Genomic DNA, 13,901 nt, shown 5'->3' with positions numbered 1-13,901 from the left:
TCCGCCCTCACTGTGGCATCCCTACCGTGGCATCCCATTCTCTCTCGACGGAGGCTTACATGCTCAACGGCAAGACCGCACTGGTGACTGGTTCGACCAGCGGCATCGGGCTCGGCATCGCGAAGGCGCTGGCGGCTCAGGGCGCCAACATCATCGTCAACGGCTTTGGTGACGCGGACGCCGCAAAGAACGAGATCGCGCAGGCCGGCCAGGGCATCCGGGTCGGCTACCACGCCGCGGACATGAGCAAGGCGGCCGAGATCGAGGACATGATGCGCTACGCCGAGTCCGACTTCGGCGGCGCCGACATCCTGGTCAATAACGCCGGCATCCAGCATGTGGCCAGCATCGAGGACTTCCCGCCCGAGCGCTGGGACGCGATCATCGCCATCAACCTGACCTCGGCCTTCCACACCACCCGCCTGGTGCTGCCCGGCATGAAGCAGAAGAACTGGGGCCGCATCATCAACGTCGCTTCCACGCACGGGCTGGTGGCCTCGGCGAACAAGTCGGCCTACGTGGCGGCCAAGCACGGCATCGTCGGGTTTACCAAGGTCACCGCGCTGGAAACCGCGCAGACCGGCGTGACCGCCAACGCGATCTGCCCGGGCTGGGTGCTGACCCCGCTGGTGCAGAAGCAGGTGGAAGCGCGTGCGCAGAAGGAAGGCATCCCGGTGGAGCAGGCCAAGCGCGAGCTGGTGCTGGAGAAGCAGCCTTCGGGCCAGTTTGTCACGCCCGACGAACTGGGCGCGCTGGCGGTGTTCCTGTCGTCCGAAGCGGCGCGCCAGGTGCGCGGTGCGATCTGGAACATGGACGGCGGCTGGGTGGCGCAGTAAGGAGCGGCGGATGCAACGACGACGCTTCCTCGGCACCCTCGGTGCGCTGGCGCTCGGCACGCTCGCTGTGGGCGTGCTGGGGCCTGTGGCCGATGCATTCGCCCAGGCAAAGCCTCTGGCCATCGACGTCTACAAGAGCCCGCTGTGCGGCTGCTGCGAAGACTGGGTCAAGCACCTGCGCGCCAATGGCTTCACCGTGACCGTGCATGACGTCGAGGATACCGGCGTCTACCGCAAGCGCTTCGGCATGCCGGAGCGTTTTGGCTCGTGCCATACCGGGTATATCGGCGGCTACGCGATCGAGGGACACGTGCCGGCGGCGGATATCCGCAAGCTGCTTGCGGCCAAACCCAAGGCGGTCGGGCTGGCGGTGCCGGGCATGCCGGTCGGCTCGCCGGGCATGGAACAGGGCCCGCGCAAGGACCCGTTCGACGTGCTGCTGGTCAAGGCCGACGGCGCGGCCTCGGTGTTTGCCAGCTACAACAAGCCGGCGGCCTGACGGATTGCCTTGCCGGATGCGCCGTCGGTGCATCCGGTCATCAATGCGCGCTGGCAAGGCTCGCCAGCGCCGCTTCCACCTCCCGCCACACCGCCTCGGTTTCGCCCTCGGTGCATTCGCCGTGCTGGCGCTTGACCGCGCCCAGCCGGTTCAGCACCAGGTGCTGGTCCGGCGCCACGCCCACGCCCGCCAGGCAGGCCTGTACGCACGCCAGCGGACAGCCGTCCAGCGCCAGGATCGGCCGGCCGGATTGCGCCACGCGCGTCAGCGCAGGCACGCCGCCGCCCACGCCGCTGATGCAAGACATTTCCGCACGCCCGCTGCGGTCGAGCCGCACCGCGCAGGCATTGGCCAGTTGCGCCACGCTGGAGCAGCCGGAGCAGGCGTACACCAGTGGCAGGGATCGGTTCGGGGAAGCCGGCATCGCGCACCTTCCGTGAGGATTTATCCATGGCCGGGCAGTGCCCTGCCGGAAAGCGGCCAGCATAGGGCGCGCGGCGGCGCCCGGGTATTCGCCGGAAGAGCTAGCATCCCCACCCGTCCGGCATAGTCCGGGCGGGCAGGTGCCGAGATCCGACCCCCAAAGAAAAAACCCCTGCGACGCATCGCGCCACAGGGGTCTGGTCAAGCTACAGTCGGTCGCCGCTCAGAGTAGCGGCGCGCCCGTCTTGGCCTGGATTTCCTCCCGGCTGACGCCCGGGGCGGTTTCCACCAGCTTCAGGCCTTCGTCGGTGACATCGATCACACCCAGGTCGGTGATGATGCGGTTGACCACGCCCACGCCGGTCAGCGGCAGGTTGCACTGCTTCAGGATCTTGATGTCCTCGGTGCCGTCCTTCTTCTTGGCGGTGTGCTCCATGAGCACCACCACGCGGCCGACGCCGGCCACCAGGTCCATCGCGCCGCCCATGCCCTTGACCATCTTGCCCGGGATCATCCAGTTGGCCAGGTCGCCCTTCTCGCTGACCTGCATCGCACCCAGGATGGCCAGGTCGATGTGGCCGCCGCGAATCATCGCGAAGGAGTCCGCCGACGAGAAGATCGACGAGCCCGGCAGCGTCGTCACGGTCTGCTTGCCGGCATTGATCATGTCGGCGTCGACTTCTTCCTCGGTCGGGAACGGGCCGATGCCCAGCAGGCCATTTTCCGACTGCAGCCACACTTCCATGCCTTGCGGCACCCAGTTGGCCACCAGCGTCGGCAGGCCAATGCCCAGGTTGACGTAGAAACCGTCCTGCAGTTCGGTCGCGGCGCGCGCGGCCATTTCGTCACGTGTCCATGCCATGATGCGTCTCCTTAGCTGGCCGCGCGCACGGTGCGCTGCTCGATGCGTTTCTCGGGATTGGTGTTCAGCACCAGGCGCTTCACGAAGATGCCGGCCAGGTGGATCTCGTCCGGGTCCAGCTCACCGGTCTCGACGATATGCTCGACCTCGGCGATGGTGACCTTGCCCGCCATGGCGCACATCGGGTTGAAGTTGCGCGCGGTGCGGCGGAACACCAGGTTGCCGGCCTTGTCGGCCTTGTATGCCTTGACCAGCGACACGTCAGCCGTCAGCGAACGCTCCATCACGTACTTCTCGCCATCGAATTCGCGGATTTCCTTGCCTTCGGCGACGATGGTGCCGACACCGGTCTTGGTGAAAAAGGCCGGAATGCCCGAGCCGCCGGCGCGCAGCTTCTCGGCCAGCGTGCCCTGCGGGGTGAATTCGAGCTCGAGTTCGCCCGCCAGGTACTGGCGCTCGAACTCCTTGTTCTCGCCCACGTAGGACGAGATCATCTTCTTGATCTGCCGTGTGGCCAGCAACTGGCCAAGGCCGAAGCCGTCGACGCCGGCGTTGTTGGAGATGCAGGTGAGTTGCTTGACGCCGCTGTCGCGCAGCGCGGCAATCAGCGCCTCGGGGATGCCGCACAGGCCGAAACCGCCAACGGCGATTGTCTGGCCGTCGCGGACGACGCCTGCAAGCGCTTCTGCGGCGCTGGCGTAGACCTTGTTCATGTTCGCTCCTTCCTCGGTAGTTCCTCGGGGATCCGCTGTCGTTCCTCCTGCCGCAGGGTGTGCGGCGGGCGACGCAGGGAAATTGTAACGGTACAATCGGCGGCGGGCGCTGACTGTCGTCCGACCGACAGCATACGCAAGCGCCGCCGGCTACGCCATTACGTAAAAATACATAAGCAGATGCCCGCTATCGACTACCAGACCGCCTTCCAGCTCGCCCCCGTGGGCCTGGTGCTGTCACGCGAGCGCGTGATTGAAGACTGCAACGAGGAGGTCTGCCGCATCTTCGGCACCACGCGCGAGGCGCTACTGGGCCAGTCGTTCCAGGTGCTCTACCCCACCGCCGACGAATTCGAACGCACCGGCGCGCGTATCGTGCCGATCATGAACAAGCGCGGCATGTACTCGGACGAGCGCATCATGAAGCGCGCCGGCGGCGAGCTGTTCTGGTGCCACGTCACCGGCCGCGCGCTGGATCGTGCGCAACCGCTGGGCGCGGGGATCTGGACCTTCGAGGATCTGTCGCAGAAGCGCCAGGTCACGGCCGAGCTGACCGCGCGCGAACGCGAGATCGCGGCGCAGCTGGTGGAGGGGAAGACCAGCAAGCAGATCGGCAAGCTGCTGGCGATCAGCCCGCGCACGGTGGATATCTACCGGGCGCGGTTGATGAAGAAGTATGGGGCGAGTACGTCGGTCGACCTGGTGCAGCGGCTGGTCCATCACTGAACCCCTCTGCGGGCGTCAGCCCTCGATGATCTCGCGAATCTCCGGCGGCACCGGCACCGACTTCTCCAGCGCGTAATCACACCACACCACCTTGGCGCCGCCCTCGGCCCAGATCACGTCTGGCAGGTCGGTGCGACGGATCTCCATGCGAGTCTCGAAGCTGGTGCGACCGAGCTGCCCGGCATAGACACGGCACTCGATATCGCCCGGATACCGCAGCTGGCGCAGGAACGTCATGTGGGCATTGATGATGACCGGGCCCTGCCCCTGCGGATCCTTTCCGCCACGACCGAGCGTTGCAAACCACTCGATGCGCGCCTGCTCCAGGTACTGGAAATAGACGGTGTTGTTGACATGGCCCATGGCATCCATGTCGCCCCAGCGGATGGGCATCACAACCGTGTAGACGTGTTTCATTCACAGCCTCCGTGCGGACTGGCCGGCCGATGCCGGCAGGCCAGCTCCGTTACGCCTTGGCTCAGCGCTTGGCGATCGCGCCTTCAGCCTTGGTCACCAGTTCGGTGCCAATCTGCTTTTTCCACTTGTCGTAGACCTTCGCGGTCGCCTTGCGGAAAGCGTCGTGCTCGGCCGGCGTCAGGTGTGTGACCTTGACGCCGTGCGCCTCCATGTCCTTCCATGCCGGCGCGCCTGTCTCGGCCAGGCCCTTGCGGGCCAGCGCGATTTCCTGCTTGCCGGCATCGATGGCGGCCTGCTTGACGATCTCGCGGTCGGCCGGGGTCCAGCTCTCCCAGATCTGCTTGTTGACCACGAAGATCAGCGGGTCAGCCACGTAGCCCCAGGTCGTGACGAACTTCTGGCCAACGGTGTACAGCTTGGCGGCGGCGAACACCGACTGTGGATTCTCCTGGCCGTCCACCGCGCCCGAGGCCATCGCCGGCTGCGCGTCGGCCCAGCTCATCTGGGTCGGATTGGCGCCCAGCGCGTTGAAGGTCTCGATATACAGCGGCGAGCCCACCACGCGCAACTTCAGGCCCTTGAGGTCTTCCGGCTTGCGGACCTCGCGCTTGGAGTTCGACACTTCGCGGAAGCCGTTCTCGCCCCAGGCCAGCGGCACCACGCCGGCCTTCTCCAGCGTGGCGAAGATCGACTTGCCGACTTCGCCCTGCGTCAGCGCGTCCAGCGCCTTGTAGTCGGGCATCAGGAACGGCAGCGAGAACAGGTTCAGTTCGCGGACCTGCGGCGACCAGTTGATGGTCGAGCCGATGGCCATGTCGATCACGCCCTGGCGGATCGCCGAGAATTCGCGGGTCTGGTCGCCGGCCACCAGCGAGGTGCCCGGGTACAGCTTGATATTGATGCGGCCATTGGTGCGCTGTTTCACCAGGTCGGCCCAGATCTCGCCGCCCTTGCCCCACGGGAAGGCCGGGCCGAGCACCAGCGACATCTTGTACTCGGACTTGTAGGTCTGGGCCATCGCGCCGGCGGGGGCGAAGGCGGAAGCGGCAATGGCGGCGACCGTTGCGAGCATCAGGGCACGACGTTTCATTTCATCTCCTCTCGGGAATCGTCAATTCTTGTTGGTGAATGCGGTACATCAATAGCCGAGGTATTCCGGCAGCCAGGTTGCCAGAGGCGGATAGGCCAGCACCATCAGCATGGCGACAAACATCGCCAGCAGCATCCAGATTACCCACGGCACGGTCTCTTCCATGCGCACGCGGGCAATCCGGCACGACACCATCAGGTTCACGGCCAGCGGCGGCGTGAACTGGCCCAGCGCCACCTTCAGCGTCAGCACCACGCCGAACCATACCGGGTTCCAGTGGAAGGCATTGACAATGGGCAGCAGCAGCGGCACGAAAATCAGGAAGATCGAGATGCCGTCCAGGAACATGCCGACCGTCATCAACAGCAGCACGATCAGCGCCAGCACGCCGTACTCGCCCAGCCCGGAATTGGCGATGGCGTGCGCCAGCGGGTCGATCACGCCCAGCGTCGACAGTGCATAGGCAAAGATGCCGGCCAGCGCCACCACCAGCAGGATCACCGCCGAGGTCTCGGCCGCCTCCTGGAAGATGGTGAACAGGTCGCGCATGCCGATGCTTCGGTACACCACCATGCCGACGAACAGGCCGTAGACCACCGCCACCACGGCGGCTTCGGTCGGAGTGAACCAGCCGGCGCGCATGCCGCCCAGAATCAGGAACGGCGCCACCAGCCCCCACGCGGCCTCGCGCAGGCTCTTCCAGAACGGCGGGCGCGGCAGCGCCGCCTCGATCGCGCCCATCTTGTGCTTGCGCGCCAGCCACACGGCCGGAACAATCAGCGCCACGCCGGCCAGGATGCCGGGGATCATGCCCGCGGCGAACAAGGCCGGCACCGATGCACCGGGCACCAGCACGCTGTAGATGATGAGGGCCACCGACGGCGGGATCAGGATGTCGGTCGCAGCCGCTGCGCCAACCACCGCTGCGCTGTACGAGCCCGGATAACCGGCGCGCGACATCGCCGCGATCATCACGCCGCCCACCGCGGCCGCGTTGGCCGGGCCGGAGCCGGAGATGCCGCCGAGGAACATCGCCACCAGGATCGCCACCAGCGGCAGCATGCCCGGGCCGCGCCCGACTACGGCGATGGCAAAGGTCACCAGCCGCTGCGCCACGCCGGAGCGGTCGAAGATCGACCCGACCAGCACGAACATCGGGATCGCCAGCAGCGGGTACTTGGCCAGGCCCGCATAAAAATTCTGCGGCACGGCCAGCAGGCCGAACATCTGGGTATCGAGATTGGACAGGCCGATCGCGACCAGGCCGCCCAGGCCCAGTGAAACGCCGATGGGCACGCCCAGCAGCATCAGGCCGATAAAGACCACGAACAGGGTGATGGCGACCAACGTCATTGCGCCTTCCCCATGGTGGTGGCCTTGCCTTCATGCAGTGCCTTGAGCGCGCGCACGTTACGCACCACCAGCCCCAGCGCGCGCAGCGCGATGCCGGCAGACAGCACCGGCAGCCAGATCGAATACCACCAGCTGGGCACGCCGATGCCGGGTGAAGTTTCGCCGAAGGTATATTCATCCCAGGTGATGCGCGCACCCAGCACCGCCAGCGCGATAAACATCACGGCCACGCCCAGCGCCGACAGGATCGCCATACGGCGTTGCCGGGCCGCGCTGCCGCGCTCAAAGAAGAATTCGATGCGGATATTGCGGTCGCGCGCGACCGCGGCGCTGCCGGCAACGAGGGCCAGCACGATCATCAGGAAGACCGAGAACTCCTCGGTCCAGGCAAACGACTCGTCGGTGAAATAGCGGACCACCACGTTGGCGAAGGTGATGCCGACCAGCAGCACCATCACGATCACGCCAATCCAGTCCTCGATGTGGGGCGAAACCCGGAATTCAGCATCCTGCGCTTCGTCGACAGCCTGCGGGACCACCGCGGAATCGACGACGTGTTGCGGCACGGCGTTGCGCCGTGCCTCGTCTTGTTGCTCCATCTCCCCGGCCTCCGGTCCGGGCCGCTCGGGCCTGGCGGCCGCTGCGGCGTTTTTTTGCTTGTATGTAAAGACTTAATCTGCAGACATGGCGGATTATGCCAAGACTGGCGTGCTACGCACACGAATTTTCTGAGCGGTGACGCTGGTTGGCGACGATGCGGCCGCACGGCGAGGAACGCCCAAGGGGACCGGATATGCCCTGGGCAAGCAGCCGGGCACCCCCGCGCGCTTGTGGCGCGCAGCCAGGGTGCAGGAGGGTGGTGACGCCCCGTCAACAGGCATTACGCCCGTCAGGCCGTCAGACCATGCCGTCGTCGGCGGTGATGACGGCGCCGTTGATGAACTGCGACTGGTCGGACGCCAGCAGCAGCAACAGGCCGTCCAGGTCCTCCGGGCGGCCCAGCCGCTTGCGCGGCAGCATCTGGATCAGCTTCTGTCCGGCGTCCGAGTCCCAGTGGTGGTGGTTGATCTCGGTATCGATATAACCCGGGCAGATCGCGTTGGTATTGATGCCATGGCGCGCCCATTCCAGCGCCATGGCCTTGGTCATGTGCACCACGGCCGCCTTGCTCATGCAATACACGCCGATCTGCGAAAGCACCTTCAGCCCCGCCACCGACGCGACATTGACGATGCGCGCCTGCGGCAGCGGGCTGCCGTTCTTCTCGGCGCCCTTGGCGCGCGCGATCATGCGCTTGGCCACTTCCTGGGCGACGAAGAAGGCGCCGCGGGTATTGGTATCGAAGACGAAATCGAAGTCGTCGGCGGTGACGTCGGTCAGCTTCTGCGTGGTCGACACGCCCGAATTGTTGACCAGGATATCGATGGAGCCCGCTTCTGTTTCCGCATGCGCAACAGCGGCGCGGATGCTGTCCGGGTCGGTGACGTCCAGGCGTACCACGTGGGCGCTGCCGCCCTCGGCCTCGATGGCCGCGCGCAGTTCCTTGAGCCGCTCGGTGCGGCGCGACGCCAGCACCACCTTGGCGCCCGCGGCGGCCAGCACGGTGGCAAAACGCGAGCCGAGCCCGCTCGAGGCGCCGGTGACCAGCGCTACCTTGCCTTCCAGATTGATCGACAAACCCATAGTGACCTCTTGTGCGGGAGCCCCTCCAGCCTAACCAGGGGCAGAAGGCAGCATACCAAAAAAAAGAACGACCGTTCCAAAAAAATCCTTGCCTGTGGGTGGCGAGTCCCGGACAATGCCGGAGATTCTAAGAACTTGGCCAGCAAAGGGAAAGAGGGAAAACCAGCGAATCCGGCGCCTTCGGGCATCAAAACGCTGCCAACTCCCCCTCCCCGCGCAGTCTGCGCCGGCCGGCACGAGTTCTGTGCAGAACGATCACCGCATTTCCCACAATTGCAAGCAAGCTGCGAAGAAATAGAGGGTTAGAGACAATGGATCAGCAACAGCTCCTGGAGCAGTTCGGACCGCGTGAAGCCATGGAATACGACGTGGTCATCGTCGGCGGCGGCCCCGCCGGCCTGGCCACGGCCATCCGCCTGAAGCAACTCGCGCAGGAGAAAGGCGCCGACGTCAACGTGTGCGTGCTGGAAAAGGGCTCCGAGCCCGGCGCCCACATCCTGTCGGGCGCCATCATGGATCCGCGCGCCCTCAACGAACTGATCCCGAACTGGAAGGAACTGGGCGCACCGCTGAACCAGGCCGTGACCGAAGACAAGTTCCTGTTCCTGAACGAGACCGGTTCCAAGGGCACGCCGCCGGCGCTGCTGCCGGAGTGCTTCCACAACGAAGGCAACTACATCATCAGCCTGTCCAACTTCGTGCGCTGGCTGGGTCAGCAGGCCGAGGCGCTGGGCGTGGAGATCTTCCCGGGCTTCCCGGCCGCCGAGGTGCTCTTCAACGAAGACGGTTCGGTCAAGGGCGTGGCCACCGGCAACATGGGCATCAACAAGGAAGGCGAGCCCACCGAGAACTTCCAGCTCGGCATGGAGCTGCATGCCAAGTACACGATCTTCGCCGAAGGCGCGCGCGGCCACCTGGGCAAGCAGCTGATCGAGAAATTCAAGCTCGACGCCGGCAAGGATCCGCAGAGCTACGGCATCGGCCTGAAGGAACTGTGGGAAATCGATCCCGCCAAGCACAAGCCCGGCCTGGTGGTGCACACCGCCGGCTGGCCGCTCGACCCCGCCACCTACGGCGGCTCGTTCCTGTACCACATGGAAGACAACAAGGTCGCGGTCGGCTTTGTGGTCGGCCTGGACTACACCAACCCGTGGCTGTCGCCGTTCGAGGAATTCCAGCGCTTCAAGACGCATCCGGAAATCCGCCAGTACTTCGAAGGCGGCAAGCGCCTGAGCTACGGCGCCCGTGCGATCACCGCCGGCGGCCTGCTGTCGCTGCCCAAGACCGTGTTCCCGGGCGGTGCCCTGGTCGGCTGCGACGCCGGCTACCTGAACGCCTCGCGCATCAAGGGCAGCCACGCCGCGATCAAGACCGGCATGCTGGCCGCCGAGGCCGCCTATGACGCACTGCAGGGCGGCCGCCAGCACGACGAGCTGACCGCCTACCCGGCCGCGTTCGAGCAGAGCTGGCTGCACAAGGAACTGCTGCAGGCCAAGAACTTCAAGCAGTGGTTCAAGAAAGGCCGCACCACCGCCACGCTGATGACCGGTATCGAGCAATGGCTGCTGCCGAAGCTCGGCATCCGCAACCCGCCGTGGACCATCCACCGCGTGAAGCCGGACCATGTCTACCTGAAGCCGGCAGCCGAGTGCGAGAAGATCGCCTACCCCAAGCCGGACGGCAAGCTGACCTTCGATCGCCTGAGCTCGGTGTTTATCAGCAACACCAACCACGAGGAAAACCAGCCTGCCCACCTGACGCTGAAGGACGCCAGCGTGCCGGTGAACATCAACTGGGACAAGTACGCCGGCCCCGAGTCGCGCTACTGCCCGGCAGGTGTGTATGAGTTCGTGCAGGACGAAACCTCGGGCAAGGAACGGCTGCAGATCAATGCGCAGAACTGCGTGCACTGCAAGACCTGCGATATCAAGGATCCGACGCAGAATATCGTGTGGGTGACGCCGGAAGGTGGTGGCGGGCCGAACTACGTGGGGATGTAAGCGCGGCGCGCCAGCGATAGCCGCGTGGAACGGCACCGGGTTTCCGGTGCCTTTTTTTTGGGGATCGCGCGTCGTTACCGCGTTTGCCTGCGCGCGGCCATCGCCTTGTCGATCACCTCCGCCTGCAGTGCCTCGCTGGGATTGCTGAAGGCCTGGCGCCGCAACGCTTCCAGCTGCTGCCGGCGATCCTGCTCCGACAAACCCGGAAACGATTCGATCTGCGCGCGGCGAGCCGCGTAGTCATCGTAGCGTTGTTGCCACGCCTGCTCGGCCTGTGCCTGCTGCTGGTAGCGCTGCGCAACTTCCGGCCCGTAGACCTGCGCCAGGGCCGCGCCAATATCCTGCGCGCTCCGGCCCGCTGCCTGCATGCCGGCGATGATGTCGCTGATCCCCTGCGGGCGGGCACTGGCTTCGCGCGTCGCGCGCAACGGTTCGGGCAGCGCAGCGTCGAGCGCAGCCAGGCGCCGTTGCCGCTCCGCCTCGTCGAGCCCCGGCTGCGCCGAGATTTCCAAGCTTGCCAGCATGGCCTCGTCGTAGGCCTGCTCGTCGCCAAACCAGATCGTCGCCACCTCTGGCAGCAGCCGCTGCCGTGCCGCGGTGCGCATGGCCTGCAGCGCCCGCAGTTGCCCGACCTGCGTGGCATTCAGCGTGCCCTCGCCTGCATCCGCCAGCGGCTTGTTCGCCGCCTGTGGTTGTATCTCGGCAAGATAGGCCACATAGCGCTGCCAGAGCTGCAACGCCTGCCCCGCTGCCGGCTGCGGCACCCGGCGGCGGATATCGTCGTACACCAGTTGGTCGAGCGCCCCGGCACCGCCGGCATCATGGAGGGCGCTGAGGAAGTAGTCGAAGTACGTGCGCAATGCACGCGTCAACCGCAGATTGCCGCGTGCATCGATTTCGGGTCCGGCGGGCACATCAACGCCGGCCAGCGATGGCAAGGCAGAGACACCGCCCCCGGACCCGCTGTCAGCTGACGTTTCCGACGGATTGGCAGTAGCGACGGTTGCCGTGCGCCGTGGCACGGCAACCGGACCGGACGGCATCGTCATCCAGTGCACCGCAGCCGCCGCGACGCCCGCCGGCAGCAACGCCAGCCAGAGCCACGGCGCGCGTTCAGAGCTGGTCATTGCGCAGCCGGTTGGCGTGGCTGAGGATCACCGTGCGCGGGTCGACGTCCTGGTACAGGCCGGCCATCTGGTTCACCTCGTCGAGGTGGTTCCAGTAATAGCCGGTGGCCAGCACCCGGCCCCACTTGCTGCTGCAGACCGAGACCAGCCCGTCATTGGGGCCGGCGCCCTTCAGATCCATGATCCCCGCCAGCGTCGACATCATCACCGTGGTCGGATCCAGCAGGTTGGAGCGCAGCAGGCTGAACGGACCGCCCTGCCCCGTCCACGAATATGCAGCCTGTGTATGGGTAACAAGGTTGCCCGCGGCATCGCGCGCCTGCCGCTGTTCGGACACAGCGCCGGACGTGTTGCAGTCCGGCCCGAGTGCCGACTTCGTGCCCGGCACCAGCGTGGCATCCAGGCGCGCATTCTGCTCGGCTGCACCTTTCGTGGTCAGGATCGTCAGCGAAGCCAGCGCATTCTGGTCCAGCGCCTGCCCGTTGCTGATGCCGTTGAACCAGCCGACCGCATCGAACACCCCCTGGATAAGGCCTACCAGCACCGGCCCCGCGATCGGGATGCTGTTGACACCGCTGATCAGGTCCAGCACGGTATCGGCGACTTCGCTGCCCCGGTGGGGGCTGCCGATGGTGGTCACCGAAGCGATATCCTGCGGCGACATCGCTGCCAGCGTGCGCGACGTCGGGCCGCCCTGGCTGTGGCCGATCAGGTTGACCTTGTCGGCGCCGGTCTCCAGCTTGACCGCGCGCACATAGGCCTGCAGCGCCAGTGCGCGCTCTTCGTCGCTGTTGAAAGACGGTACGGTCGCCACATAGACGCGTGCGCCGTGGGCGCGCAGTACTTCAGGGATGCCGTACCAGTAGTCGAGCACGCCGGCCATCTTGGCCGCGCCGGTGAGGCCGTGGACCAGCACGATCGGGTAGCGTGTCCTGGCGTAATCCGCGCTCTCGGCCGTGGCCGGGGCCGACCAGGTCATCGCAGCCGCGGCAGCCAGCGCCGCCATGGTCCCTGCGATCGTGCCGGCCTTCTCCTTGCGTGCCGCGGGCGTGCTGCGCCCGCACGCGTGGCCGGGGCCGCGGTGTCCGCTGTGCTTCATCTTGTCTCCTCGGTGGTGGGTCTTTTTTTGTTGAAAGCAGTAAAGACGGCGCACCGCGTGAAGACAATCAAAACATTAGCGGAATTCCTCCAAACGCCCGCTACAGGGACGCGGCTACAAAGGCATGCGCGTGTTCGACAGCAACTGCTCGTAGATATAGCACTGCAGCAGTGTCATCTCGCGTTCGGCGAGCACGTCGAAGGCTACGCCAAAGGCCGGGAAATCGGCGTCTTCGCCGGGCCCCTCCGGCGCCACGCGCACCCAGCCATCGACGGTCACTTCGCTGTCGAATGACGCGGTCCGCATCTGGAAGCGCAGCCGCACGCGGCTGCCCGGCGCGGGCGACGGCGCGGTGGTATGCACCAGCGCGCCGCCGGTGCTGAGGTCGGACAGCAGCGCCAGCCGCGCCGTGCCCGACTCGACAGCGTCCTCGTCCTCCGGCTCGGTCAGGTAGGCCGCCAGGCGTGTGGGCACGCGTGCGGCCTTGCGCACCGGCGTCGCATGCTGCCGCGCCGGCGCCGACAGCACCAGGTAGCGGAACGGGCTGCGGCAGACCGCTGTAATGGTCGAGGTGAAGCTGTGGATGGCCTGCCCGGAGAAGCCGCGCAGCAGCACGTTGTCGCCCGCCTGCAGCGGCAGGTCGCGGCCGCCGAGCTGGGGCCAGGTCACGAACAGCCCTTGGTCGATAAAGCCGATCAGGCGGCTGGCCGCCGCGCGCGCGGTCTCGCCTTCATGCTTGATATGCAGCAGCGTGCCGACCTGCAGGCCGAGCGGCCCGGTCGTGGGACGCAGGGAGTCGTCGGAGCCGTCGCCGTCGTCCTCGCGGCAGACCACGCCGTGCCGGAACACCAGCGCCAGGTCGCGCGCGTCGGGAATGACGCTGCCGCTGCCGAGCACCAGGTTGCCGTCGCCGTCGAGCAGCGACCAGGGCAGCGGGTGTCCGACAGGAAGATCGTTGGGAGTGAGCTGGATCATGGCTGTTTGCAGAGGGGCCCGGTGGGTCATCCCCGTGGCAATGGCAAACCCACGGCGGAGCTGCCGGGCAGTATCCGCCACCTGTATTCGGTCACTAT

15 protein-coding genes are annotated in these 13,901 nt (G+C 66.2%); 4 read left to right on the top strand and 11 right to left on the bottom strand.

Features of this window, described 5'->3' with window-relative positions; all coding sequences use genetic code 11:
• Window positions 1-59 precede the first annotated feature (59 nt).
• Both ABNX08_RS06680 and ABNX08_RS06675 read left to right on the top strand, forming a co-directional pair.
• Complete coding sequence (locus ABNX08_RS06680) at window positions 60-836, top strand: 3-hydroxybutyrate dehydrogenase (protein WP_022534398.1); 777 nt, start codon at window positions 60-62, stop codon at window positions 834-836.
• Window positions 837-846: 10 nt separating this feature from the next.
• Window positions 847-1,335 (top strand): DUF411 domain-containing protein, encoded by a 489-nt coding sequence (locus tag ABNX08_RS06675; protein ID WP_022534397.1) that lies wholly within the window; start codon window positions 847-849, stop codon window positions 1,333-1,335.
• A gap of 40 nt (window positions 1,336-1,375) precedes the next feature.
• Here the strand turns inward: ABNX08_RS06675 and ABNX08_RS06670 are convergent, their stop codons facing one another.
• From ABNX08_RS06670 to ABNX08_RS06660, 3 genes are all read right to left on the bottom strand, one after another.
• Entirely contained in the window at window positions 1,376-1,759 is a 384-nt protein-coding gene (locus ABNX08_RS06670; RefSeq protein ID WP_041680990.1) for a putative zinc-binding protein, read from the bottom strand.
• 222 nt (window positions 1,760-1,981) lie between these two features.
• Window positions 1,982-2,620 (bottom strand): CoA transferase subunit B, encoded by a 639-nt coding sequence (locus ABNX08_RS06665; RefSeq protein ID WP_022534395.1) that lies wholly within the window; start codon window positions 2,618-2,620, stop codon window positions 1,982-1,984.
• Window positions 2,621-2,631: 11 nt separating this feature from the next.
• Complete coding sequence (locus ABNX08_RS06660) at window positions 2,632-3,333, bottom strand: CoA transferase subunit A (protein ID WP_022534394.1); 702 nt, start codon at window positions 3,331-3,333, stop codon at window positions 2,632-2,634.
• A 180-nt stretch (window positions 3,334-3,513) separates the two neighbouring features.
• On the opposite strand from ABNX08_RS06660, the gene ABNX08_RS06655 reads away from it, so the two are divergent.
• Complete coding sequence (locus ABNX08_RS06655) at window positions 3,514-4,059, top strand: PAS and helix-turn-helix domain-containing protein (protein WP_022534393.1); 546 nt, start codon at window positions 3,514-3,516, stop codon at window positions 4,057-4,059.
• A gap of 15 nt (window positions 4,060-4,074) precedes the next feature.
• Here ABNX08_RS06655 and ABNX08_RS06650 read toward each other — a convergent pair whose 3' ends face one another.
• The 5 genes from ABNX08_RS06650 to ABNX08_RS06630 form a co-directional block, all read right to left on the bottom strand.
• The gene (locus tag ABNX08_RS06650) at window positions 4,075-4,476 is read right to left on the bottom strand and encodes a thioesterase family protein (protein WP_022534392.1); all 402 of its coding nucleotides are present in this window, start codon (window positions 4,474-4,476) and stop codon (window positions 4,075-4,077) included.
• 61 nt (window positions 4,477-4,537) lie between these two features.
• On the bottom strand, window positions 4,538-5,566 hold the full coding sequence (locus ABNX08_RS06645; RefSeq protein WP_349609282.1) for a DctP family TRAP transporter solute-binding subunit: 1,029 nt from the start codon (window positions 5,564-5,566) through the stop codon (window positions 4,538-4,540).
• Between the two features lie 48 nt (window positions 5,567-5,614).
• Window positions 5,615-6,919, bottom strand: coding sequence for a TRAP transporter large permease (locus ABNX08_RS06640; protein WP_022534390.1), 1,305 nt, complete (start codon window positions 6,917-6,919; stop codon window positions 5,615-5,617).
• Window positions 6,916-7,518, bottom strand: coding sequence for a TRAP transporter small permease (locus ABNX08_RS06635; protein WP_022534389.1), 603 nt, complete (start codon window positions 7,516-7,518; stop codon window positions 6,916-6,918). The genes ABNX08_RS06640 and ABNX08_RS06635 overlap by 4 nt, the downstream gene beginning before the upstream one ends.
• A 298-nt stretch (window positions 7,519-7,816) precedes the next feature.
• Window positions 7,817-8,602: an SDR family oxidoreductase gene (locus ABNX08_RS06630; RefSeq protein WP_022534388.1), complete on the bottom strand. Its 786-nt coding sequence runs from the start codon at window positions 8,600-8,602 to the stop codon at window positions 7,817-7,819.
• A gap of 311 nt (window positions 8,603-8,913) precedes the next feature.
• Between ABNX08_RS06630 and ABNX08_RS06625 the strand changes: the two genes are divergently transcribed.
• The gene (locus ABNX08_RS06625; RefSeq protein WP_022534387.1) at window positions 8,914-10,602 is read left to right on the top strand and encodes an electron transfer flavoprotein-ubiquinone oxidoreductase; all 1,689 of its coding nucleotides are present in this window, start codon (window positions 8,914-8,916) and stop codon (window positions 10,600-10,602) included.
• Window positions 10,603-10,676: 74 nt separating this feature from the next.
• Here ABNX08_RS06625 and ABNX08_RS06620 read toward each other — a convergent pair whose 3' ends face one another.
• The 3 genes from ABNX08_RS06620 to ABNX08_RS06610 all read right to left on the bottom strand — a co-directional run bounded on the left by ABNX08_RS06620 (window position 10,677) and on the right by ABNX08_RS06610 (window position 13,803).
• Entirely contained in the window at window positions 10,677-11,645 is a 969-nt protein-coding gene (locus ABNX08_RS06620; RefSeq protein ID WP_374063670.1) for a lipase secretion chaperone, read from the bottom strand.
• A gap of 70 nt (window positions 11,646-11,715) precedes the next feature.
• Window positions 11,716-12,828 (bottom strand): triacylglycerol lipase, encoded by a 1,113-nt coding sequence (locus ABNX08_RS06615; RefSeq protein WP_022534385.1) that lies wholly within the window; start codon window positions 12,826-12,828, stop codon window positions 11,716-11,718.
• A 114-nt stretch (window positions 12,829-12,942) separates the two neighbouring features.
• On the bottom strand, window positions 12,943-13,803 hold the full coding sequence (locus ABNX08_RS06610) for a flagellar brake protein (RefSeq protein WP_022534384.1): 861 nt from the start codon (window positions 13,801-13,803) through the stop codon (window positions 12,943-12,945).
• Window positions 13,804-13,901 lie beyond the last annotated feature (98 nt).

The sequence above is a fragment of the Cupriavidus sp. DF5525 genome (genome assembly GCF_040149425.2).
GTDB classification, from domain to species: Bacteria; Pseudomonadota; Gammaproteobacteria; order Burkholderiales; family Burkholderiaceae; genus Cupriavidus; species Cupriavidus pickettii_A.
This window is presented reverse-complemented; position numbering and strand designations above follow the sequence as displayed.